At 55.3% G+C, this 22,162-nt stretch carries 24 protein-coding genes; 7 read left to right on the forward strand and 17 right to left on the reverse strand.

What is annotated here, in order from left to right; genetic code table 11:
* Positions 1-11 precede the first annotated feature (11 nt).
* The 5 genes from O1722_RS20905 to rpsF all read right to left on the reverse strand — a co-directional run bounded on the left by O1722_RS20905 (position 12) and on the right by rpsF (position 2,533).
* Entirely contained in the window at positions 12-941 is a 930-nt protein-coding gene (locus O1722_RS20905; RefSeq protein WP_032646988.1) for a DMT family transporter, read from the reverse strand.
* Positions 942-1,093: 152 nt separating this feature from the next.
* On the reverse strand, positions 1,094-1,543 hold the full coding sequence (gene rplI, locus O1722_RS20910; protein ID WP_006810372.1) for a 50S ribosomal protein L9: 450 nt from the start codon (positions 1,541-1,543) through the stop codon (positions 1,094-1,096).
* A 41-nt stretch (positions 1,544-1,584) separates the two neighbouring features.
* Positions 1,585-1,812: a 30S ribosomal protein S18 gene (gene rpsR, locus O1722_RS20915; protein ID WP_000135199.1), complete on the reverse strand. Its 228-nt coding sequence runs from the start codon at positions 1,810-1,812 to the stop codon at positions 1,585-1,587.
* 4 nt (positions 1,813-1,816) lie between these two features.
* Complete coding sequence (priB, locus tag O1722_RS20920) at positions 1,817-2,131, reverse strand: primosomal replication protein N (RefSeq protein WP_003856035.1); 315 nt, start codon at positions 2,129-2,131, stop codon at positions 1,817-1,819.
* A 6-nt stretch (positions 2,132-2,137) separates the two neighbouring features.
* Entirely contained in the window at positions 2,138-2,533 is a 396-nt protein-coding gene (gene rpsF, locus O1722_RS20925; protein WP_003856034.1) for a 30S ribosomal protein S6, read from the reverse strand.
* Between the two features lie 340 nt (positions 2,534-2,873).
* Between rpsF and yjfY the strand changes: the two genes are divergently transcribed.
* A complete protein-coding gene (gene yjfY, locus O1722_RS20930) occupies positions 2,874-3,149 on the forward strand; it encodes a DUF1471 family protein YjfY (protein WP_017383944.1) in 276 nt (91 codons plus the stop codon).
* 135 nt (positions 3,150-3,284) lie between these two features.
* Here yjfY and O1722_RS20935 read toward each other — a convergent pair whose 3' ends face one another.
* Genes O1722_RS20935 through ulaA form a run of 6 tightly spaced genes read right to left on the reverse strand, consistent with a single transcriptional unit; the run spans position 3,285 to position 7,692 of the window.
* Positions 3,285-3,971 (reverse strand): L-ribulose-5-phosphate 4-epimerase, encoded by a 687-nt coding sequence (locus O1722_RS20935; RefSeq protein WP_033487879.1) that lies wholly within the window; start codon positions 3,969-3,971, stop codon positions 3,285-3,287.
* The gene (locus O1722_RS20940) at positions 3,964-4,824 is read right to left on the reverse strand and encodes an L-ribulose-5-phosphate 3-epimerase (protein ID WP_479954387.1); all 861 of its coding nucleotides are present in this window, start codon (positions 4,822-4,824) and stop codon (positions 3,964-3,966) included. Before O1722_RS20940 ends, O1722_RS20935 begins: the two co-directional genes overlap by 8 nt.
* A gap of 9 nt (positions 4,825-4,833) precedes the next feature.
* Positions 4,834-5,484, reverse strand: a complete 651-nt coding sequence (ulaD, locus tag O1722_RS20945) for a 3-keto-L-gulonate-6-phosphate decarboxylase UlaD (RefSeq protein WP_017694667.1) — start codon at positions 5,482-5,484, stop codon at positions 4,834-4,836.
* A gap of 12 nt (positions 5,485-5,496) precedes the next feature.
* Positions 5,497-5,964: a PTS ascorbate transporter subunit IIA gene (ulaC, locus tag O1722_RS20950; protein ID WP_032670719.1), complete on the reverse strand. Its 468-nt coding sequence runs from the start codon at positions 5,962-5,964 to the stop codon at positions 5,497-5,499.
* A 9-nt stretch (positions 5,965-5,973) separates the two neighbouring features.
* A complete protein-coding gene (ulaB, locus tag O1722_RS20955; RefSeq protein WP_003856022.1) occupies positions 5,974-6,279 on the reverse strand; it encodes a PTS ascorbate transporter subunit IIB in 306 nt (101 codons plus the stop codon).
* 12 nt (positions 6,280-6,291) lie between these two features.
* Complete coding sequence (gene ulaA, locus O1722_RS20960; RefSeq protein WP_479954388.1) at positions 6,292-7,692, reverse strand: PTS ascorbate transporter subunit IIC; 1,401 nt, start codon at positions 7,690-7,692, stop codon at positions 6,292-6,294.
* 359 nt (positions 7,693-8,051) lie between these two features.
* Between ulaA and ulaG the strand changes: the two genes are divergently transcribed.
* Together ulaG and ulaR are read left to right on the forward strand one after the other, a co-directional pair.
* On the forward strand, positions 8,052-9,116 hold the full coding sequence (gene ulaG, locus O1722_RS20965) for an L-ascorbate 6-phosphate lactonase (RefSeq protein ID WP_033487877.1): 1,065 nt from the start codon (positions 8,052-8,054) through the stop codon (positions 9,114-9,116).
* Positions 9,117-9,226: 110 nt separating this feature from the next.
* Positions 9,227-9,982: an HTH-type transcriptional regulator UlaR gene (gene ulaR / locus O1722_RS20970; RefSeq protein WP_003856014.1), complete on the forward strand. Its 756-nt coding sequence runs from the start codon at positions 9,227-9,229 to the stop codon at positions 9,980-9,982.
* Here the strand turns inward: ulaR and yjfP are convergent.
* Positions 9,979-10,701 carry an esterase gene (yjfP, locus tag O1722_RS20975; protein WP_033487876.1) on the reverse strand — a complete coding sequence of 241 codons (723 nt, stop codon included), beginning with the start codon at positions 10,699-10,701 and terminating at the stop codon, positions 9,979-9,981. The two genes, ulaR and yjfP, sit on opposite strands and share 4 nt — an antisense overlap.
* Positions 10,702-10,838: 137 nt before the next feature.
* Between yjfP and bsmA the strand changes: the two genes are divergently transcribed.
* From bsmA to O1722_RS20990, 3 genes are all read left to right on the forward strand, one after another.
* Positions 10,839-11,168, forward strand: a complete 330-nt coding sequence (gene bsmA, locus O1722_RS20980) for a biofilm peroxide resistance protein BsmA (RefSeq protein ID WP_033487875.1) — start codon at positions 10,839-10,841, stop codon at positions 11,166-11,168.
* A 148-nt stretch (positions 11,169-11,316) separates the two neighbouring features.
* Positions 11,317-11,592, forward strand: a complete 276-nt coding sequence (gene yjfN / locus O1722_RS20985; protein ID WP_017694671.1) for a DUF1471 family protease activator YjfN — start codon at positions 11,317-11,319, stop codon at positions 11,590-11,592.
* 170 nt (positions 11,593-11,762) lie between these two features.
* Entirely contained in the window at positions 11,763-13,694 is a 1,932-nt protein-coding gene (locus O1722_RS20990) for a methyl-accepting chemotaxis protein (protein ID WP_048974010.1), read from the forward strand.
* On the opposite strand, the gene O1722_RS20995 is transcribed toward O1722_RS20990, so the two are convergent.
* Positions 13,691-15,313, reverse strand: a complete 1,623-nt coding sequence (locus tag O1722_RS20995; protein WP_032670721.1) for an isovaleryl-CoA dehydrogenase — start codon at positions 15,311-15,313, stop codon at positions 13,691-13,693. The genes O1722_RS20990 and O1722_RS20995 overlap by 4 nt on opposite strands.
* 195 nt (positions 15,314-15,508) lie before the next feature.
* Here O1722_RS20995 and O1722_RS21000 point away from each other — a divergent pair, with 195 nt between their 5' ends.
* Positions 15,509-16,783, forward strand: a complete 1,275-nt coding sequence (locus O1722_RS21000; RefSeq protein ID WP_015572471.1) for an MFS transporter — start codon at positions 15,509-15,511, stop codon at positions 16,781-16,783.
* 91 nt (positions 16,784-16,874) lie between these two features.
* Here the strand turns inward: O1722_RS21000 and rlmB are convergent, their stop codons facing one another.
* From rlmB to O1722_RS21020, 4 genes are all read right to left on the reverse strand, one after another.
* Positions 16,875-17,606 (reverse strand): 23S rRNA (guanosine(2251)-2'-O)-methyltransferase RlmB, encoded by a 732-nt coding sequence (gene rlmB / locus O1722_RS21005; protein WP_015572470.1) that lies wholly within the window; start codon positions 17,604-17,606, stop codon positions 16,875-16,877.
* Between the two features lie 63 nt (positions 17,607-17,669).
* Positions 17,670-20,111, reverse strand: a complete 2,442-nt coding sequence (rnr, locus tag O1722_RS21010) for a ribonuclease R (RefSeq protein ID WP_032104769.1) — start codon at positions 20,109-20,111, stop codon at positions 17,670-17,672.
* A gap of 38 nt (positions 20,112-20,149) precedes the next feature.
* Complete coding sequence (nsrR, locus tag O1722_RS21015; RefSeq protein ID WP_003855998.1) at positions 20,150-20,575, reverse strand: nitric oxide-sensing transcriptional repressor NsrR; 426 nt, start codon at positions 20,573-20,575, stop codon at positions 20,150-20,152.
* A 192-nt stretch (positions 20,576-20,767) separates the two neighbouring features.
* Complete coding sequence (locus O1722_RS21020; RefSeq protein WP_003855997.1) at positions 20,768-22,066, reverse strand: adenylosuccinate synthase; 1,299 nt, start codon at positions 22,064-22,066, stop codon at positions 20,768-20,770.
* Positions 22,067-22,162 lie beyond the last annotated feature (96 nt).

Here is a 22,162-nt window from a genome sequence, read left to right on the forward strand (position 1 = left end):
CACTTTTGTTCTCAGGCACGCCGTTTATTCACCCACCAGATCCCCGAGCAGACCAGCACCAGCGCAATCGCGTATTTGATGTCCAGAATGTTTTCGCCGAGGAAGATGGCGGAGAGCACCGTCCCTGCTACAGGTATGACAAAGTTGAACGGGGCAATCATACTCACGCGGTTTACTTTCAGCAGCGCGCTCCACAGGGCGAACGCCACGGATGAGAGCAGCGTCAGATACCCCAGCACGGCGACGGCTTTCATGCTGTGCACCTCCAGCGTCCCGCCCGTGGCATAGCCTCCCGCAACCAGTGCCGCCCCGCCTATCCCCAGCTGCCAGCCAGTCATCACCGTCGGGTCAACGGTCTGGGAAATGCGTTTCCCGTAAAGCGTGGCCGCAGAGAGAATAAAGGCGGCCAGCACCACAAATCCGTCACCTTTCCAGACAAACTGGAACTCACTTAAGCCGCTGTGGAAGTTCACCAGCATAACCCCGGCAAAGCCCAGAACACATCCCAGCGTTTTGTTATAGCTGAGTTTGTCGTTGTGGTAGATAAAGTGCGCCAGCAGCACGCTGAAGAAGGTCCCGGTGGCATTCATGATGGAGCCGTTCACCCCGGTCGTGTAGGCCAGGCCGATATAAAAGAAGGTGTACTGGAGGGAGGTCTGGGTCAGTCCGAGGATCGTGAGCTGGCCAAACTGCGTGGGCGTGAGCCTGCCAATCGGCTTTCGCTGGGCCATGGCAAAAAGCAGCAGCAACGCGCCGGCAAACAGAAAACGGTATCCGGCAAAGACGACTTTGGAGGGGATATCATCGGTCGCGATCTGAAAGAGTTCGTAGCCACTTTTAATGGCCGGGTACGAGCTTCCCCAAAGCAGACAGCAGAGCGTGGCGCAGGCATAGGCCACATTGCGACGGGCAAAGACGGGCGTGGGCAGAGCAGTATCCATGACAAATCTCATAAATAAAATTGCGTTTCAATTTATTATCAGAGAATGCGTCAGGAATAGCGACCTTACAAGAGCAAAAGATGACGCAGGGTCACGCTAAAAAGCAAAACGCCGGCACAAGGCCGGCGCTTCGACGCGAGCAGAGTAAAAAATTACTCAGCTACTACGTTAACAACCAGTTTAGCGAACACTTCGCTGTGAACCTGGAAGTCAACTTCGTGCTCACCAGTGGTACGCAGAACGCCGTTCGGCATACGAACTTCGCTCTTAGCCACTTTAACGCCTGCCGCAGTAACTGCATCAGCGATATCGCGGGTACCGATGGAACCGAACAGTTTACCTTCGTCGCCAGCTTTAGACGCGATAGTAACGGTGCCCAGTGCGTTGATTGCTTCAGCGCGAGCGTTAGCAGCCGCCAGAACGTCAGCCAGTTTGGCTTCCAGTTCAGCACGACGTGCTTCGAAAAACTCTACGTTTTTCTTAGTAGCTGGAACAGCTTTACCCTGTGGAACCAGGAAGTTACGAGCGTAACCCGCTTTAACGTTTACCTGATCACCCAGGCTGCCCAGGTTTGCTACTTTATCAAGCAGAATAACTTGCATTACCTTATCCTCTTAAAGTCGTATTGATGGACCGTGCCCGATTACTGATGACGATCAGTGTACGGCAGCAGAGACAGGTAGCGAGCGCGTTTGATAGCGCGAGCCAGCTGACGCTGATATTTTGCACGAGTACCGGTGATACGGCTTGGGACAATCTTACCGCTTTCGGTGATGTAGTTTTTCAGCGTTGCGATATCTTTATAGTCGATCTCTTGAACGCCTTCCGCGGTGAAACGGCAGAACTTGCGACGACGGAAATAACGTGCCATATGGCTAGTCTCCAGAATCTATCAAATCAATCTGCTCGGCATGCAGAACCATTTTGCTCAGGCCGTTCTTTGCCTTGTGGCAAGAAATGAACCCCTGAACGATTACTGCACTACCGACCGTTAAACTGTGAGTAATGGCCTGGTTTTCGTGTCCGCTAATAATCACGGGCATTTGGCACCACGCCTGCCGGTGAAACCCGGCTTCCTCTTGCACAGAACGATGCTCAAGCACGAACTGGCAATGCGGAATTCCTGATGGGCTGACCTTTCGAAGGGGGGTCCTGCACACGGTGCCGGACAACACCAGACGGTTGGTCATCAGAAATTACTCTTCAGAATCCCCAGCATCAGAATCATCTGCGGTTTCGTTTGCGAAATCATCGCGACGCTCACGGCGCTCGTCTTTCGCTTTAACCATCGGAGATGCTTCGGTCACTGCGTGTTTGGTACGCATAACCATGCTGCGGATAACGGCATCGTTGAAGCGGAAGGTAGTTTCCAGCTCATCGATCACTTCCTGCGGAGCTTCAACGTTCATCAGAACGTAGTGTGCTTTGTGCAGTTTGTTGATCGGGTAAGCCAGCTGACGGCGGCCCCAGTCTTCCAGACGGTGGATCGTGCCTTCTGCACCAGTGATGGCAGCAGAGTAACGCTCGATCATGCCCGGAACCTGTTCGCTCTGGTCAGGGTGGACCATAAAAACGATTTCGTAATGACGCATCGAATTGCTCCTTACGGATTATTCAGCCTCCTGTCTGGGTCAGCCGAGGCCCGGGGAGGCAAGGAACGTGTTAAAGGTCGGCTGAAAAATTGACGCGTCATAATACTTGCGCCCCCCAGGAAACTCAAGCTGATTGCACAAATAATTCGCACAAAGGGTAAAGCTGTTCTAAGTGGGTGATTTAAAATCGCACTCATCAGAAGCGCTGTTTTTTTGAACAACACCATCAGAAATGGTCACCCATCGCAACCCGGGTAGCGATTACACTTTAATCAGAGACACTGAACAGAGAAGGAGAACATTACCCCGTATCACAGCACGCAGTCGTGGAGCGCATATCATGAAAAGAATCGCAATCGCCATTTTGGCTGCGCTTTTGCTCAGTGCAAACGCGATGGCAGCCATCAGAATAGACAGCCAACAGGCCAGAAACATGGATGATGTGCAGAGCTTAGGCGTTATTTACATCAATCATAACTTCGCCACTGAAAGTGAAGCAGATCAGGCGCTTAATGAAGAAACCGATGCGCAGGGCGCAAAATACTATCACGTCATGCTGACACGTGAGCCCGGCAGCAACGGTAATATGCACGCCAGTGCAGATATTTATCAGTAACGCTTTATCGCTAGCACCAGGAAAGCCAACGAAAATCAAAGCCATATATAATTTGCCCCCTGCCCGGGGGCTTTTTTTATGAATGGCTCCGGAATACCACCGGTTACAACTGTTTCGGTATTCCAGAGCACTTATTCACTTCTGCCCGTAATAAGCATTCGGGCCGTGCTTACGCATGAAATGCTTGTTCATCAGGTAATCATCAATGCCCTGAAGCTGTGGATTAATGCCGCGCGCAATCCACGCCATTCTGGCCACCTCTTCCATCACCACCGCGTTATGCACGGCGTCATGCGCATCTTTACCCCAGGAGAACGGACCATGCTGGTACACCACAATACCCGGCGTATGCAGTGGTTCCGTCTCACCCAGCGTTTCGATAATGACCCTGCCGGTGTTAAGTTCGTACTCGCCTTCGACCTCAGCCTGCGTTAACGCTCGCGTGCAGGGAATATCGCCGAAGAAGTAATCTGCGTGCGTCGTACCCAAAGCAGGGATCGCCAGCCCGGCCTGTGCCCAGGCGGTGGCGTGCGTGGAATGGGTATGCACAACGCCCCCCAGAGACGGGTAACGCTGATACAGCGCCAGGTGGGTTGCCGTATCAGAAGAAGGGCGCCATTTGCCTTCAACGACGTGTCCTTCCAGGTCAACCACCACCATATCGTCCGCTTCCATGGCGTCATAGGCCACGCCGCTCGGCTTAATCACCACTAGCCCCTGCTCGCGATCGATGGCGCTTACGTTGCCCCAGGTAAACGTCACCAGTCCATAGCGCGGCAGATCCATATTGGCTTCAAAGACCTGCTGTTTCAGCTTAAGCATGTTCCGCCTCCATCAGCCCTGCCCGCGCCATGCGCTCGCGCACCCAGTCCCGGGCTTTCGCCACTTCTGCCGCCGGGTCGTCCGCGGTTTCGCTCCACATCTCAATCAGGTAAGGCCCGCAATAACCTGTCTGTTTGAGCGTCTGGAAGCACCGTTCGAAATCCACCAACCCGGTGCCGAACGGTACGTTTTTAAACACGCCAGGACGGGTATCTTTAACGTGCACCGCCACGATATGCCCGATGCCCGCCTGAAGCTCCATCTGTACGTCGTTATCCCATGCCGACAGGTTTCCGATATCCGGATAAAGCTGGAACCAGGGGTTGTTCAGATAGTGCGCATAGCCCAGCGCCTTGCTGATGGAGTTCATCAACGGATAATCCATGATCTCCATCGCCAGCGTCACCTGCGCACGGCTTGCCATCTCAACGCTCTCTTTCAGGCCCTCCCGGAAACGACGGCGCGTTTCATCGTTGGCTTCCTGATAGTAAACATCGTAACCCGCCGGTTGAATCACGCGGATGCCGACATCCTGTGCAAAGCGAATGGCTTTACGCATGATCTCCAGCCCTTCGGCGCGTACAGCATCATCTTCGCTGCCAAGCGGAAAACGACGATGAGCGCTCAGGCACATGGATGGCACGCGCACGCCGGTTTCGGCAATGGCGCTCACCAGCGCCAGACGCTGGTCGCGGCGCCAGTCCAGGCGAGAAAGACGCTCGTCCGTCTCATCCACCGACATTTCGACAAAATCGAAACCCAGCTGCTTCGCCAGCTGCAACCGCTCCAGCCAGCACTCCCCCGCAGGGAGTGCCTTTTCATAGATGCCAAGCGGGACCTGTTTTGACAACATACCCGCTCCTTAACCCCAAAGCTGAGCGATTGAGCGTTTGAACTGACGCGCCGCTTCCACCGGAGACGCAGCATCACGAATGCTACGACCGGCAATAAAGACGTGAATCGGGATACCCTGGAACAGCGGCAGGTCCTCCAGCGCCAGGCCACCGGTGACGGTCACTTTGAAGCCCATATCGGCCAGACGTTTGATCGCGCTGATATCGGCTTCGCCCCACGCCACGCCTGCGGCCTGCGCATCACGGCTACGGTGATAAACCACCTGCTGGATACCCGCTTCGCGCCACTCCTGCGCCTGCTCCCAGGTCCAGAAACCGGTCAGTTCAATCTGCACGTCGCCGTTGAACTCTTTCGCCACGTCCAGCGCGCCTTTCGCGGTGTTGATATCCGCACAGCAGATCACGGTGACCCAGTCGGCGTTGGCTTCAAAGCACATGCGAGAGAGGATTTTGCCCGCGTCGGCGATTTTGGCATCCGCCAGCACGATTTTATGCGGATAGAGCGCCTTCAGGTCACGAACCGCACGAACGCCTTCGCCCACGCACAGAATGGTGCCGACTTCGATGATGTCCACTTCTTCCGCAATCAGACGGGTGGTTTCGTAAGCGTGAGACAGAGTCTGGTTATCCAGCGCGACCTGCAACATTGGTAATGACATTTTCAATTCCTCTTAAATGGCCGCCGCAGTGGCGTTATCAATTAAATCCAGCACGTCCTGCGCGGTACGACAGGCGCGTAAACGGTCAAAATTAGCTTCATCATCAAACAGATTGACGATCTGCATGATCCCCACCTCCTGGTGGGTGTTGGCATCGACAGCCGCCATGGTGATCAGAATGTCGACCGGGTCGTTATCTTCGTGGTTGAACACCAGTGGTTTTTTCAACGTCACCAGCGCAAAACCGGTTTTCTTGACGCCCTCTTCGGGACGGCCATGCGGCATTGCCAGCCCCGGGGCAATCACAAAATAGGGTCCAAACTGCGCCACGCCATCCAGAATGGCCTGGTAATAATGCGGCTCGACAACGTCCGCCTTAACCAGCAGGTCCACGCCCAGCTTCACCGCTTCCTGCCAGGTGCTGGCTTCGGCTTGTAAAAGGATGGAGTTATTCTCTGCCAGCGAATCACGTAGTTTCATGTGGCATCCTTACTTCACGTCTTGTGGGAAGTGTTCTTTGATCACTTCCAGCAGCTTTGGCCCGAAATCCGCAGGCGACAGCATGTTGCGTACGCCTACCACGTATTTGTTGCCCGACACGCTAATCTCGCCGGCAATGTGCGTTGAGGCGATGATGATGTCCGCGCCGTTCAGTTCACTTTTGTATTCACCCACTGCGCAGCTGTTCACCGTGTGGTCAATGTTTGACTGGGTTAAAAACTGGTCCACTTTCATCTTCATGATCATGGAGCTACCTTGCCCATTGCCACACACAGCCAGGATACGTACGGTCATAATCGAAACTCCTTAATGAGCAGACACTTCTGCTGTTTGTTTTTCTGCATCTTCTTCAGCCCGCAGCGAACGGCCAGCGAAGAACATATAAGCCAGGGCAATCAGGATGATGACGGCCATAAAGACCAGCCCGACGGACGCAAAGCCCTGCATCATCGGCGGCGCCAGAATTGACCAGTCCGCCATGCCCATCCAGGCGCTCATGCCGGTGAGCTTGACCGCCCACACGCACCCGAAGATTTCAATCATGCCCATCACCAGGCAGATCTTGAGCGCTGCGCGCCATCCGCCGAAGTGGTTAGCAAATACGCCAATAGTGGCGTTGGAGAAGAACATCGGGATAAAGCCAGGAATAATCAGGATTAAGGAGCCACAGCCCACCAGGATGCCGACCGCAATCAGCTGGCCGATGGTGCCCCACATAAAGCCCCAGACGACGGCGTTTGGCGCAAAGCTATAGATAGCCGCACAGTCAATCGCCAGCACCGCGCCAGGGATCAGGCGCTGGGAGATGCCGTTAAACGCTTCCGACAGTTCGGCGACGAACATACGCACGCCCTGGGTGATGATGAAAATGGCCACCGCGAAGGAGAAACCGGTTTGCAGGATATAGACCGTCCAGTGGGTTTTACCCGCCATCGCCTGCACCACGTCAATGCCAAAGGAGAGCAGGATGGCACCGAAGAAGATGGTCATCACAATTGCCGTGGAGACGATGTTGTCGTGGAAGATATTCAGCCAGCCAGGCAATTTGAGATCTTCAACACTCTCCTCTTTTTTGCCCAGGTACGGCGCGACTTTGTAAGCAATCCAGGAGGCGAACTGCTGCTGGTGACCGATGGAGAAGCCGCAGCCGTCCGTAACGTCCTGCGTTGGCTTATACATCATGTTGGAGGTGATACCCCAGTAAAGCGAGACCAGTATTGCCGTGCAGATGACGGTGGTCCACATTGGGTAGCCGAAGATATAGAGAGAAACCGCAATCAGCCCCGCCTGCTGGAACATGATGTGCCCGGTGAGCATGATGGTGCGAATACCGGTGATGCGGCGCAGGAGCACGTAAATGATGTTCAGCGCCAGCGCGAGCAGTACCGCATACCCAACCCAGCTGTACGCATCCCCCATACGATCGATGGTGGCCATCATGGACGCGTAAGTGTCAGAGATGGCGCCGTTAATGCCGTACACCTCTGACATTTTGGCAACAACCGGCTTAAACGTGCTGGTCAGAATGCCAGACCCCGCCTGCAACAGCATAAAACCAATGATGGTTTTGATGGTGCCTTTGATAATCACGCTGACGCTTTTGCGCAGCAGGATGTACCCCAGGCACGTCACGATACCCAGCAACAGCGGGGCGTTGGTCATTACCTGATTAAAGAACACGGTAAAGACGTTGTAGAGGATCTCCATAACTCTCTCCAGAAAATGAGAACACGAGGGGCAATCCCTGTGTGGTTGGTGTCATCACTCTATTAATCACAAATAATCATCACAAGATTGCATTTGATTATTTGTGACGGATCACGCAATTTATTTCCATGGTATTAGTAATGATTTTCACTACCAATCCAAACAAATAAATAAATTCTTAAATTTCAATATATTAATCATTTATAATGGTTATCTTAACAACGTCATGAAGTTTTTTCTGTGAGGTGGCGAGGGGAATTTTCCGCAAATCAGCCATTGCAAATCGATTAAAACAGTGCCAGTATTAATCACAACAAGTCATATAGTGATTACTTTTGATTAAAACCAGGAGTCAAACGATGAGTAAAGTGAAAACCATCACCCGTGAATCATGGATTCTGAGTACCTTTCCGGAGTGGGGTAGCTGGCTGAACGAAGAGATCGAGCAGGAACAGGTTGCTCCTGGCACATTTGCGATGTGGTGGCTGGGCTGCACCGGGATCTGGCTGAAATCAGAAGGCGGCGCCAACATTTGTGTTGATTTCTGGTGCGGCACCGGCAAACAGAGCCACGGCAATCCACTGATGAAAAAAGGCCACCAGATGCAGCGTATGGCCGGCGTTGAAAAGCTCCAGCCGAACCTGCGCACCACGCCTTTCGTGCTGGATCCTTTTGCCATTCGTCAGATCGACGCCGTACTCTCTACCCACGATCACAACGATCATATCGACGTGAACGTGGCGGCAGCGGTAATACAAAACTGCGCGGACGACGTACCGTTTATTGGGCCGCAGACCTGCGTGGATTTGTGGATTGGCTGGGGCGTGCCAAAAGAGCGCTGCATCGTGATGAAGCCGGGCGACGTAGTGAAAATCAAAGACATTGAAATTCACGCGCTGGATGCCTTTGACCGTACCGCGCTGATCACCCTGCCTGCCGACCAGAAAGCCGCAGGCGTACTGCCAGACGGGATGGATGAGCGCGCGGTGAACTACCTGTTCAAAACGCCTGGCGGTTCCCTGTATCACAGCGGTGACTCCCACTACTCCAACTATTACGCGAAGCACGGTAACGAGCATCAGATTGACGTGGCGCTTGGCTCTTACGGTGAAAACCCGCGCGGGATCACCGACAAAATGACCAGCGCAGACATGCTGCGTATGGCCGAAGCGCTGAACACCAAAGTGGTGATCCCGTTCCACCACGATATCTGGTCAAACTTCCAGGCCGATCCGCAAGAGATCCGCGTCCTGTGGGAGATGAAAAAAGACCGCCTCAAGTATGGCTTCAAGCCGTTCATCTGGCAGGTTGGCGGCAAGTTCACCTGGCCGCTGGATAAAGACAATCTTGAGTACCACTACCCGCGTGGTTTCGATGATTGCTTTACGATTGAACCCGATCTGCCGTTCAAATCCTTCCTCTGATTCTGAGGCCCAATCGCCAGACCTTGCGTCTGGCGATGTCATATTTATCTTAGTAATTTCACGCTATTTCAAATATCATCTTTTCAAATCAATTCTTATCGGAATAGCTCATGACGGAAGCGCAACGGCATCAAATTTTACTGGAACTCCTGGCGCAAACAGGGTTTATCACCGTCGAGAAAGTGATCGAACGTTTAGGGATCTCCCCCGCTACCGCGCGGCGGGACATTAACAAGCTGGATGAGAGCGGCAAGCTGAAAAAAGTCCGCAACGGTGCAGAGGCCATCAGCCAGCAGCGTCCACGCTGGACGCCGATGAACATCCACCAGGCGCAGAATCACGATGAAAAGGTGCGGATTGCCAGAGCGGCATCACAGCTGGTAAATCCTGGAGAAAGCGTGGTGATCAACTGCGGTTCGACGGCGTTTCTGCTGGGCCGTGAGATGTGCGGCAAGCCGGTGCAGATCATCACCAACTATTTGCCGCTGGCCAACTATCTCATTGACCAGGAACATGAAAGCGTGGTGATCATGGGCGGCCAGTATAACAAGAGCCAGTCCATCACCCTTAGCCCGCAGGACAGTGAAAACAGCCTCTACGCCGGGCACTGGATGTTTACCAGCGGCAAAGGTCTGACGGCGGATGGCCTGTATAAAACCGATATGCTCACCGCAATGGCAGAACAGAACATGCTTAACGTAGTGGGCAAACTGGTGGTGCTGGTCGACAGCAGCAAGGTCGGTGAACGCGCCGGCATGCTTTTCAGCCGCGCCGAGCAAATCAGCATGGTGATCACCGGCAAAAACGCCAACCCCGAGATCCTCAGCAAGCTGGAGGATCAGGGTGTCACAGTGCTGCGCGTTTAAAGGTGCTGACGGAAGAATTCCACGGTTGACTCCAGCGCGGCCGGGGTAATACGGTGCCGGACACCTGCTCCCCACAGGCAGGTCAGATTGCTGTCCAGCCCTTCGCGCTGTAGCGCCTGTTGCAGGCGGAACGTTTCACCGGGCGGTACGACGTCATCGGCGTCCCCATGCCACAGAAGCAGCGGACGATCGGCCAGCTGCGAAAGCGCATGGCTGACGTCCCATTCAGACAACAGGGCCTCAATCTCCTGAGGGGCCTGCGGCGGGAACAGCGTCTTTGCCAGTGATGTAAAGTAGCCCGATCCCATCAGGCAAGCGACGGACGTCACCTCCGGATGCCTGGCCATGATCCCCAGCGCCGTCATTCCGCCCATTGATGCGCCTGCGACCGCCAGCCGTTTCCCCTCCACCAGCCCGGCCTGCAAGAGCGCGTCACGCAGCCCGGCGAACTCGGTCAGATTGCCGTGCAGCGTTTGCCAGAACAGCCCCAGCCGCGCCTGCTCATCGCCCGTAAAGCGTGCCCCATGATTCGGAGCATCAGGCATGACCACCCGGAAACCGGCCTGCGCCAGCGCGACGGCAAAATAGCTGTAGACCAGCTTCGAGGAGAGAAAGCCATGATAGAAAACTACCGTCGGCAGCGGCTGTTCACCTTTACCAGCCGGAAAAGCATGGATGATTTCATGCTCACTCAGCTGGCGAGTTTCAATTTCAATCATTGTCGATCCTGTGCTGATGAATGATTCATAATGTTGAGAGCTGGATTACGGTTTCACGATATTTTCATTCGAAATCTACGTCCCAGATAACACTTCGGGAACATTCCCCCAAAACTAAATTCGCAGACAACTACACTATGGCTATCAGGAAAAGAGACAGGTTTATGCGCAGGCTTACGGCTTTTTTGCTGGTCTCACTGCTCAGCGGATGTTCCATATTGCAGGGTACGCCAGAACCGGCGCCGCCGGTTACCAATCATCCTCAGGAAATTCGTCGTAATCAGACGGAAGGATTACAACGCCTGGGTACCGTATCCGCGATGGTTCGTGGTTCCCCGGATGATGCAGAAGACGCAATTGAAGCACAGGCCGTTGCCGCAAAAGCAGATTATTACGTCATCACGATGATTGATGAAACCATTATTACGGGACAGTGGTACGCGCAGGGAATTTTGTACAGTAAGTAAGCATCATCATTTGAACGACCTTTACACTGCTTTGCGTCCGTAGACATTTTCCTGTCCACAATAAACTCCATGCCAGCAACAATGGAAATGAGTTTATTCGCGAAGGATTACCCGGCGGATACCGGAGACACGTGAAAAGGAGCTGACGATGAAACGAACCCTTGCTTTAACGACGCTATTGCTTTCAGCGGGCCTGCTGAGCACCACGGCGCAGTCGGCCGAATTTGCCAGCGCGGATTGCGTCACGGGCCTGAACGAGATTGGTCAGATCTCCGTCAATAATATCACGGGAAGTCCGCAAGACGTTGAACGTGTCGTCGCCCTGAAGGCCGATGAACAGGGCGCATCCTGGTATCGCATCGTCCAGATGCAGGAAGATAACCATGTTAATCACTGGCGCGTGCAGGCCATTCTTTATGCATAATCCCTTCCGATAAAAGCCACTTAATTTTAGTGGCTTTTCACTTTTGCAAATTTTTTATCCCTCCCGAAACTTAATAAAAACAAATAGGTAACATTCAGTTACATTAAACAGATAAACGTTCTCTTCGCTCTGCCGTTGAACAGCCATCACTTTTCAATAATGAGCAATTTATGATCACCTTTTTCCGCCGGGCAGGTCTGGGCACGAAGCTATCGCTGCTAACAGGTGCAAGTGTCGCCACGCTTTTTTTGCTGTTCACTTTTCTGTTGAGCCACAACGCCAGCCAGCAGCTTGAAGATCTTGCGGTTGAAGACCTGCATAACCAGTCCACCGGCATGGTGGATATGGTAGAGATGTTCAACACCAGCCTGAGCGAAGAGGTTGAAAGCTATACCCGTCTGTTCACCACCTTTTTGCCACAGCCGCTGAACAGCGACAGCAGCCAGAGCCGGACCATAAACGGGCTTACCGTTCCTCTGCTGAAAGGCGGCGAAACGGAGTTGCATGAAAACAATACGCTTTCTGATGACTTCCTGAGCCGAACGGGCGCCATCTCGACGCTGTTTGTCCGCAGCGGTAACGATTTTATCCGCGTGGCCACGTCGCTGCGCAAAGAGAATGGCGACCGCGCCATCGGAACCGTTCTTGATACCACCAGCCCGGCATTTGCGGCTGTCACCAAAGGGAAGGTCTATCGTGGCCTCGCGCTTCTGTTCGGCAAGCGCTATATCACGCAGTACCAGCCTGTTAAAAATGCGGAAGGCCAGGTTATCGGGATTATCTTTGTCGGCGTGGACATCACCCATTCGTGGAACGTCATGCGCGAGAAAATCCTTAACCGTCGTCTGGGCGAGAGCGGCCACTTCTTTGTACTGGATCGCAGCAGCGGCAAAACGCGCGGACAGTATCTGTTCCATGCCAGCGATGAGGGCAAACTGCCCAACTGGGACACGGCGACACAGCAGCAGCTTCTGAGTGATAAAGCCGGCACGCTGGAGCGCGTGAGCGCAGATGGCCGTACGCTCAAAGTTGCCTACACGCCGCTGCCGGGCTGGAACTGGACCATCGTGGGTGAAGTGGATAAAGCCGTACTGCTTTCAAGCGTCACCACGCTGCGCGATCGCTTCCTGATGGCGGGCGTGGTGCTATCCGTGCTCTTCGCGGGCCTGTTCGTTATCCTTATTCGCCGGATGCTAACCCGCCCACTGCGCGCAGTGATCGCGCTTGCCCGGCAGTATGCCGCAGGCGATCTGCGCGCCAGCCTGCCGGTAACCCGCCAGGATGAGGTCGGCCAGCTGATTGATGCCATCAACGGGATCGGGGGCGGCCTGCAAAAAATTGTGTTGCAGGTCCGCGAGGCCGCAAGCGAAATCCATCTGGGGACTAACGCGCTGGCTTCAGACACCGGCGAGATCTCTGAACAGATCAACAAACAGGCCAGCAGCGTTGAGGAGACCTCCGCCAGCATGGAGCAATTAGCCGCCACCGTGCAGCAAAATGCCGCCAACATGGAGCAAACTCAGCAGCTGGTGGGGGAAACCTCACGCGCGGTGCATCAGGGTGGAGAGACGGTGACCCACGCAGTTTCCACCATGGATGATATTCGTGATGCATCGAAACGCATTGAAGACATTACCCGCGTGATTGAGTCCATCGCTTTCCAGACCAATATCCTGGCGCTCAATGCGGCGGTTGAAGCGGCGCGGGCGGGCGAGCACGGGAAAGGTTTCGCAGTGGTGGCGCAAGAGGTGCGCGCCCTGGCCGCACGCAGTGCCAACGCGGTAAAAGAGATTGAACAGCTGATTGGCGACACGCTGAACAAGGTGAGCGAAGGCCATGCGCTGTCTGAGCAGACGCGTCTGGCGATGGATGCCATCATTGTTCATATCGATAACATCAGCCAGCTTGTCACCGAAATCAACCACGCCTCCCGCGAGCAGTCTGCGGGGATTGGTCAGGTGAATCTGGCGATGACGCACATCGGTGAGGCATCGCACATCAATGCCGATCGCATCTCGCGCAGCGAGCAGACGGCACAGACGCTGCGCGAGAAGGGTTCACATCTCACCCGGCTGGTGAGCCTGTTCCAGCTGAAGGCTTAACCGACCCGGCCCGTGGCGCGCAGAAGCAGGTCGGTTTGCACCTGTTCGCTCATCAGCGTGCCGCCTCGGGTATCCAGCATCATGCGGCACCACGCCTGCGCCACGGGCGGCGATGCGTGCCGCAGCATCTGGCTTCCGGCCCCGAGTAAAAAGAGCTGCCGCGCGATCTCCCTGCCCTGCGCTTCCTGCGGTTTACGCAGCTTCTGCTGTAGCTGCCGCCAGCTGCGATCGAAGTGCCTGTCCTGACCTTTGACCTGCACGAAATCATCGGCGAGCAGGTCGAGAATGCCCGACTGCTTCGCCAGCACGCGCAGTACATCCAGGCACATAATATTGCCAGAGCCTTCCCAGATGCTGTTGACGGGCATTTCACGGTACAACCGCGGAAGTTCACTCTCTTCGCAATAGCCTGCACCGCCCAGCACCTCCATTGCCTCTGCCACAAACGGTATGCCCGCTTTGCAGACGCTGTATTTTGCCGCCGGAGTGAAAAGCCGCGCCCATGCGGCCTCCTGCGGGTCGGTGCGGTTGTCCCACGCCCGGGCGAGTCGGAACAGCAGTGCCGTGTGTCCCTCCAGCACCAGCGCCATACGGCTTAGCACGTCGCGCATTAGCGGCTGGTCGATCAGATTTTTGCCGAAGGTCTGCCGCTGATGGGCATGATAAAGCGCCACCGAGAGCGCACGGCGCATCAATCCGTGGCTGCCAAGCGCACAGTCAAAGCGCGTCAGCCCGCCCATCTTCAGAATTTGCCGGACACCTTCACCCTCTTCGCCCAGCAGCCAGCCGTAAGCATCAAGGAACTCAGCCTCACTGCTGGCATTTGAACGGTTACCGAGCTTGTCCTTCAGACGCTCAAGGCGCACGGCATTACGTTGCCCGTCGGGTAAAAAACGCGGAACAAAAAAGCAGGAAAGCCCGCCCTTCGCCTGCGCCAGCACCAGATGCGCATCGCTCTGCGGCACGGAGAAAAACCATTTGTGCCCCACCAGCCGGTAACTGCCATCACTGCATTTCTCTGCTTTGGTGGTATTACTGAGTACGTCCGAACCGCCCTGCTTTTCCGTCATCCCCATACCGATCAGCAGGCCGCGCTTTTGCGCCCCCGGCGCGAGATGGGGATCGTAGCGATCGCTCATCAGCGGCGTTAACCAGTTGTCAAACGGTTTGGGCAGTGACTGTAGCAACAGCGGCGTGGCGGCGAAGGTCATGGTCACCGGGCATAGCGTTCCCGCCTCCACCTGAGCATGCAGCACAAAACGCGCGGCCCGGGCGACGAACGATCCTTTCCTCGCCTCCTCCTCCCACGCCAGGTTGTGCACCCGGTTGGCGCAAAGCCCCTGCATCAGAAGATGCCATGCCGGATGAAAGCGGACGTCATCCAGCCTCGCTCCCGTGGCGTCATAACGCAGCAGCTCCGGCGGATTAACGTTCGCCAGCCTGCCCAGCTCCAGCGACTCCGCCGTACCCAACTGCTGTCCGATGCTGGCAAGAAGATCCACATCCCACTCAGCCCCTTCGCGCGCTACCGCATCGCGCAGGGCGCAATCAGAGAGAAAAAGGTTGCTATTCGATAGCGGTGCAGGTTGATTAAAAACGGTATGTGTCTGCCAGTGCATGCTGTCTCCCACCTTTCATTGGCAATAAAGGTAAGTATGGACAGAGGGCATGCACGCTGCATGGGAGGGGGGTCACACGATGACGATCGTGTTGATATCATTCGTGAAATAGCTCACAGAACATAAGAATAAACTATTTCATTACTTCACCAATGCTGAATAATTTATTCTTACCCCGTTTATGTGAGGATCGTTATGCAACAGGATGCGCACAAGCGTGCATTAATTGCAGGCTCCATCGGTAATTTCATCGAGTGGTATGAATTTGCGGTCTACGGTTTTCTGGCAACGGTGATTGCCAGAAACTTCTTCCAGCTTGAGGGGGAAGCGGAGCTCACCAGCCTGATCCTCACCTGGGCCTCGTTCGCCATCGCTTTCTTCTTCCGTCCGCTGGGTGCAGTGGTCTTTGGCCGCATTGGCGACAGGATTGGCCGCAAACCGACGCTGATTATAGTGCTGGTATTGATGACGCTCGCCACCGCTGCCATCGGTATTGTGCCGGTCTACGCCAGTATCGGGATTGCCGCGCCGCTGATCGTTACGCTCCTGCGTATTCTGCAAGGACTGTTCGCGGGCGGTGAGTATGGCGGTGCGGTCTCATTGATGACGGAGTTCGCCCCGCGCGGCAAGCGCGGTCTTTACGGGGCATGGCAGTCCTTTACCGTGGCGCTCGGGCTGTTAGCGGGCGCAGGCATTGTCGCGTTGCTCTCTGCCCTGCTCTCCCCTGAAGCCTTGCACGACTGGGGCTGGCGCATTCCGTTCTTCCTGGCGCTGCCGATGGGTGCGGTCGCGCTATGGCTGCGGGTGAGCATGGAAGAGACGCCGAGCTTTGTGCAGCAACGGGAAAAACCGGTTGTTACTCAGGCCAGCACCGCCGCCACGTTCAAAACCATCCTGATGGGCATTGGCCGCGTGATGGTCTGGTCTGCGGCGGGTTATACCTATCTGGTGATTATGCCGACCTATCTGCAATCTGCGCTGCACACCGGTTTTAACCAGGCGTTACTGATTGCGGTGATTTCTAACATTGGGTTTGCGCTCACGATCATTCCGTCGGGCATGCTGAGCGACAGGATCGGGCGGCGCACGGTGATGATTATCGCCACCGTGCTCCTGCTGATCCTCGCCCTGCCGCTGCTGAAAATTTTGCAGGCGGAATCCAGTACGCTGGCAGTCAAAGCGATTGTGGTGCTGATTGCGGGGGGTCTGGTTGGGATGCTGGCAGGGCCGGGGCCGGCAATGCTGTCTGAGATGTTCCCGACGCGCGTGCGTTATACCGGGCTGGGGCTGGCCTATTCTCTGTCGAATGCGATCTTCTCGGGCTGTGCGGGGCTGATCATTACCGGGCTGATTAAAGAGACGGGCAATCTGGATATTCCGGCGTACTACGTGATGGCAACGGCGGTGGTGAGTATTTTCGCGCTGATGACGCTGAGAAAGGATGACCATTTACGGTCGTTAGAGGAGTGAGATTGTTGCCCGGTGGCGCTACGCTTACCGGGCCTACGGTACCATGCTTTTGTAGGCCGGGTAAGGCGAAGCCGCCACCCGGCACAACAGGCTACCCGCGCTGACGCACCGCTTCAAACAGGCAGATACCCGTCGCAACAGAAACGTTCAGGGACGATACGCTGCCCGCCATCGGGATGCTGATCAGCTCATCGCAGTGCTCGCGCGTCAGACGACGCATACCTTCGCCTTCCGCTCCCATCACCAGTGCCATACGGCCGGTCATTTTGCTCTGGTACAGGGTGTGATCCGCTTCACCGGCTGTTCCTACGATCCAGATATTTTCTTCCTGCAACAGACGCATGGTGCGCGCCAGGTTAGTCACGCGGATTAACGGGACGTTTTCCGCCGCGCCGCAGGCGACTTTTTTAGCGGTAGCGTTAAGCTGCGCGGAGCGATCTTTTGGCACAATCACCGCATGCACGCCTGCTGCATCGGCGCTACGCAGGCACGCGCCCAGGTTATGTGGGTCGGTTACGCCATCGAGGATCAGGAAGAACGGGTTCTCCAGCCCGGCGATCAGATCCGGCAGATCGTTCTCCTGATACTGACGGCCCGGCTTCACGCGCGCGATAATGCCCTGGTGTACAGCACCTTCGCTTTTTTCATCCAGATACTGGCGGTTCGCCAGCTGGATCACTACGCCCTGCGCTTCCAGCGCGTGGATCAGCGGCATCAGACGTTTGTCTTCACGCCCTTTCAGAATAAAAACTTCCTGAAAACGCTCCGGCGCGCGCTCCAGCAGGGCCTGCACCGCGTGGATGCCGTAAATCATTTCACTCATTGATGGTTCTCGTAATAAATATTTTCCCTCTCCCGTTGGGGAGAGGGTCAGGGTGAGGGGAAATTACTCCGCCTGCTGTTTCTTCGCCGCGCGCTTCGCTTTGGTCGCGGCCGCTATTTTTTGGGTCTTGGTCGACGGTTTTTTCGCTTTACGAGCGTCTTTTTTCGCCGCCTTGGGCTTCTGTTTCTTCTCGCCACGGAAAGCACTGTCTGGCTCAAAGTTTACTCTTTTACCTGCCTGACGTCGCTTACCGCCCGCTTTACCGTTACCGCCTTTTTTCGCTTTCTCACGCTCGGTTTTGCCGACGTTACGCGGAGCACGCTCGCTGGAGATGAGGCTGAAGTCGATTTTACGGTCGTCCATATTCACGGCTTCAACCTTCACTTCCACCCGATCGCCCAGACGGTAGGTCTGACCGCCGGATTCGCCGATCAGACGTTGTCCGACCTGGTCGAAGCGGTAGTAATCGTTATCGAGGCTGGAAACGTGCACCAGACCGTCGATAAACAGCTCATCCAGACGCACGAAGAAGCCAAAGCCGGTGACGCTGGCAATCACGCCTTTAAAGACGTTACCCACCTGATCCAGCATAAAGTCACACTTCAGCCAGTCCGCCACGTCGCGCGTCGCTTCATCCGCACGACGCTCGGTCATGGAACAATGCTGGCCCAGTTGCAGCATCTCTTCCATGGAGTAGTGATACCCTCCGGTTTCGGTCGTGTTGCCTTTATGACCCTGCTCGTGCGCCAGCAGATACTTGATCGCACGGTGCAGGGACAGATCCGGATAACGGCGGATCGGCGAGGTAAAGTGCGCGTACGACTGTAACGCCAGACCAAAGTGGCCCCGGTTTTCAGGATCGTAAATCGCCTGCTTCATGGAGCGCAGCAGCATGGTTTGCAGCATTTCCGCGTCAGGACGATCGCTGATGGATTCCAGCAGCTCGGCGTAATCGCGTGGCTCAGGCTTATTACCGCCAGGCAGCTCCAGGCCGAGTTCAGCCAGCACGGAGCGGAACGAGGTTACGGCTTCCGTGGTTGGCTTGTCGTGAATACGGAACAGCGCAGGCTCTTTGGCTTTCTCAACGAAACGTGCCGCCGAGATGTTCGCCAGGATCATACACTCTTCAATCAGCTTGTGCGCATCGTTACGCTGAGTCTGTTCGATACGCTCGATACGACGCTCAGCGTTAAAGATAAACTTCGCCTCTTCACTCTCAAACGAGATCCCACCGCGCTCTTCGCGCGCCTGATCCAGCGTTTTGTAGAGGTTGTGCAGCTCTTCGATGTGTTTGACCAGCGGCGCGTACTGTTCGCGAAGATCCTGATCGCCCTGCAACATATGCCAGACCTTGGTATAGGTCAGGCGCGCATGAGAACTCATCACCGCTTCGTAGAACTTATAGCCCGTCAGACGTCCCTTGCTGGAGATGGTCATTTCGCAGACCATACACAGGCGGTCCACCTGCGGGTTGAGGGAACACAGGCCGTTGGAGAGCACTTCTGGCAGCATCGGTACAACCTGCGACGGGAAGTAGACCGACGTACCGCGGCTGCGCGCTTCGTTATCCAGCGGCGTGTGTGGACGCACGTAATAGCTCACATCCGCGATGGCCACCCACAGACGCCAGCCGCCACCGCGTTTTTTCTCGCAATATACGGCATCATCGAAGTCACGGGCGTCTTCACCATCAATGGTGACCAGCGGCAGATCGCGCAGATCCACGCGGCCTGCTTTGGACTCTTCCGGCACTTCTTCACGCAGGTTTTCAATCTGATCTTCAACCGCTTTCGGCCAGACATACGGAATTTCATGGGTACGCAGCGCCATATCGACGGCCATGCCGGTGCCCATGTTATCGCCCAGCACTTCGACGATTTTACCCACCGCTTTGGTGCGACGGGTTGGGCGCTGGGTGAGTTCCACCACCACCACAAAGCCCATGCGTGCGCCCATCACCTCTTCAGGCGGGATGAGAATGTCGAAGCTCAGACGGCTGTCGTCCGGCACCACAAAGCCTACGCCCGCATCGGTAAAGTAACGGCCAACGATCTGGCTGGTTTTCGGCACCAGCACGCGGACCACGCGCGCTTCGCGGCGGCCTTTACGGTCTGCACCCAGCGGCTGCGCCAGGATCTGGTCGCCGTGAATACACATCTTCATCTGTTCGGATGAGAGGTACAGGTCGTCTTTACGCCCTTCCACGCGCAGGAAGCCGAAGCCATCGCGGTGACCAATAACGGTGCCTTTCAGCAGGTCGAGGCGTTCTGGCAGCGCGTAGCACTGGCGACGAGTAAAGACAAGTTGCCCGTCACGTTCCATGGCGCGCAGGCGGCGGCGAAGGGCTTCAATTTGCTCTTCACCTTCTATGTTTAATTCAACGGCAAGTTCTTCACGATTGGCGGGTTTTTCGCGTTTTGTTAAGTGTTCAATGATGAACTCGCGGCTGGGGATAGGATTCGCGTATTTTTCGGCTTCGCGTTCCTGGAAAGGATCTTGTGACATGTCGGTTCCTCCGTTGTCAGCTCCGGTGGAAATTTTCTTCATTCCACCAGCAATAATTTATAAAGCGGTTGATTCTCTTCAACCAAATCGGCCAGCGTGTAGTTATCCAGTTCCTTGAGAAAACTTTGCACGGCCTTTGAAAGCGCCTGTTTCAGGCGGCAAGCGGGCGTAATGTGGCAGAACGCGCTGCTACAGTTCACCAGAGAGAGCGGCTCCAGTTCACGTACCACATCGCCAATACGGATACTCTGCGCCGGTTTACCGAGACGGATCCCTCCATTCTTCCCGCGGACGGCAGCAACGTATCCGGCACGACTAAGTTGATTGATTATTTTGACCATATGATTACGGGACACACCGTACACCTCTGTGACTTCAGAGATGCTGGTCATCTTCCCATCGGGTAACGACGCCATGTAAATCAGCGCGCGTAAGCCGTAATCGGTGAAACTTGTTAACTGCACATCAACCTCAGGAAAAAGGGAAAACGCGGTCAAACCGCAGAGATATTCATTAATGATGATAAACCAGCCAGATAGTTAGCGGCTAATTTATTTGACAGACGGGGCGAAAAAGCGGAGATCCAGGAGCGGTCGCCGGATGGCGCTGCGCTTATCCGGCCTACGGGTTTCCCCGCAGGCCAGCAGTCACGAAGATTATGCGTCGAACGGGTCGCGCAGGATCATCGTTTCAGTACGATCCGGGCCGGTAGAAATAATATCGATCGGCACTTCGGTCAGTTCTTCAATGCGCTTGATGTAGTCCAGCGCGGCTTTTGGCAGGCCACTACGCTCTTTCACACCAAATGTGGTCTCAGACCAGCCCGGCATAGTTTCGTAGATTGGCTCAATGCCTTCCCAGTCGTCAGCAGCCAGCGGAGTGGTGGTCACTTCGCGGCCATCAGGCATACGGTAGCCTACGCAGATTTTTACTTCTTTCAGGCCGTCCAGTACGTCCAGCTTGGTCAGGCAGAAGCCAGACAGGGAGTTGATCTGCACTGCGCGACGTACGGCAACGGCGTCCAGCCAGCCGGTACGACGACGACGACCGGTGGTCGCGCCAAATTCGTTACCCTGCTTGCAGAGGAACTCGCCGGTCTCATCAAACAGTTCGGTCGGGAATGGACCTGCACCCACGCGAGTGGAGTACGCTTTGATGATGCCCAGAACGTAATCGACATAACGCGGGCCCAGACCGGAGCCGGTTGCCACGCCACCCGCGGTGGTGTTAGAGGACGTTACGTACGGATAGGTACCGTGGTCGATGTCCAGCAGCGTACCCTGCGCACCTTCAAACATGACGAAATCGCCACGCTTGCGCGCCTGGTCCAGCAGATCGGACACATCAACAACCATACCGGTCAGAATATCAGCAATCGCCATGACGTCATCCAGCACTTTCTGGTAGTCAACGGCTTCGGCTTTGTAGAAGTTCACCAGTTGGAAGTTGTGATATTCCATCACTTCTTTCAGTTTTTCAGCGAAGGTCGCTTTGTCGAAGAGGTCACCCACGCGCAGACCGCGACGAGCCACTTTATCTTCGTAAGCCGGGCCGATACCACGACCGGTGGTGCCGATCGCTTTCGCGCCACGCGCTTTTTCACGCGCCACGTCCAGCGCCACATGATAATCCAGGATCAGCGGGCAGGCTTCGGAGAGCAGCAGACGCTCACGAACAGGGATACCACGGTCTTCCAGACCTTTCATCTCTTTCATCAGCGCAGCGGGAGACAGCACAACGCCGTTACCGATGATGCTGGTGACGTTTTCGCGAAGAATGCCTGATGGAATAAGATGGAGGACGGTTTTTTCACCGTTGATTACGAGAGTATGGCCCGCGTTGTGACCGCCCTGGTAGCGTACAACATATTTGGCCCGTTCAGTCAGAAGATCAACAATCTTCCCTTTACCTTCGTCACCCCATTGGGTGCCCAGTACGACGACGTTGTTACCCATTTTTTCAAAATCACCGTTTGCTTAAAAATGGATTCTACCATCGCTTTTTCAGATATACAGCACTTTTTGACCCTAAAATATGCCAATTGCGGTTAG

Source organism: Enterobacter cloacae complex sp. HYC003_NIDB (assembly GCF_056673375.1).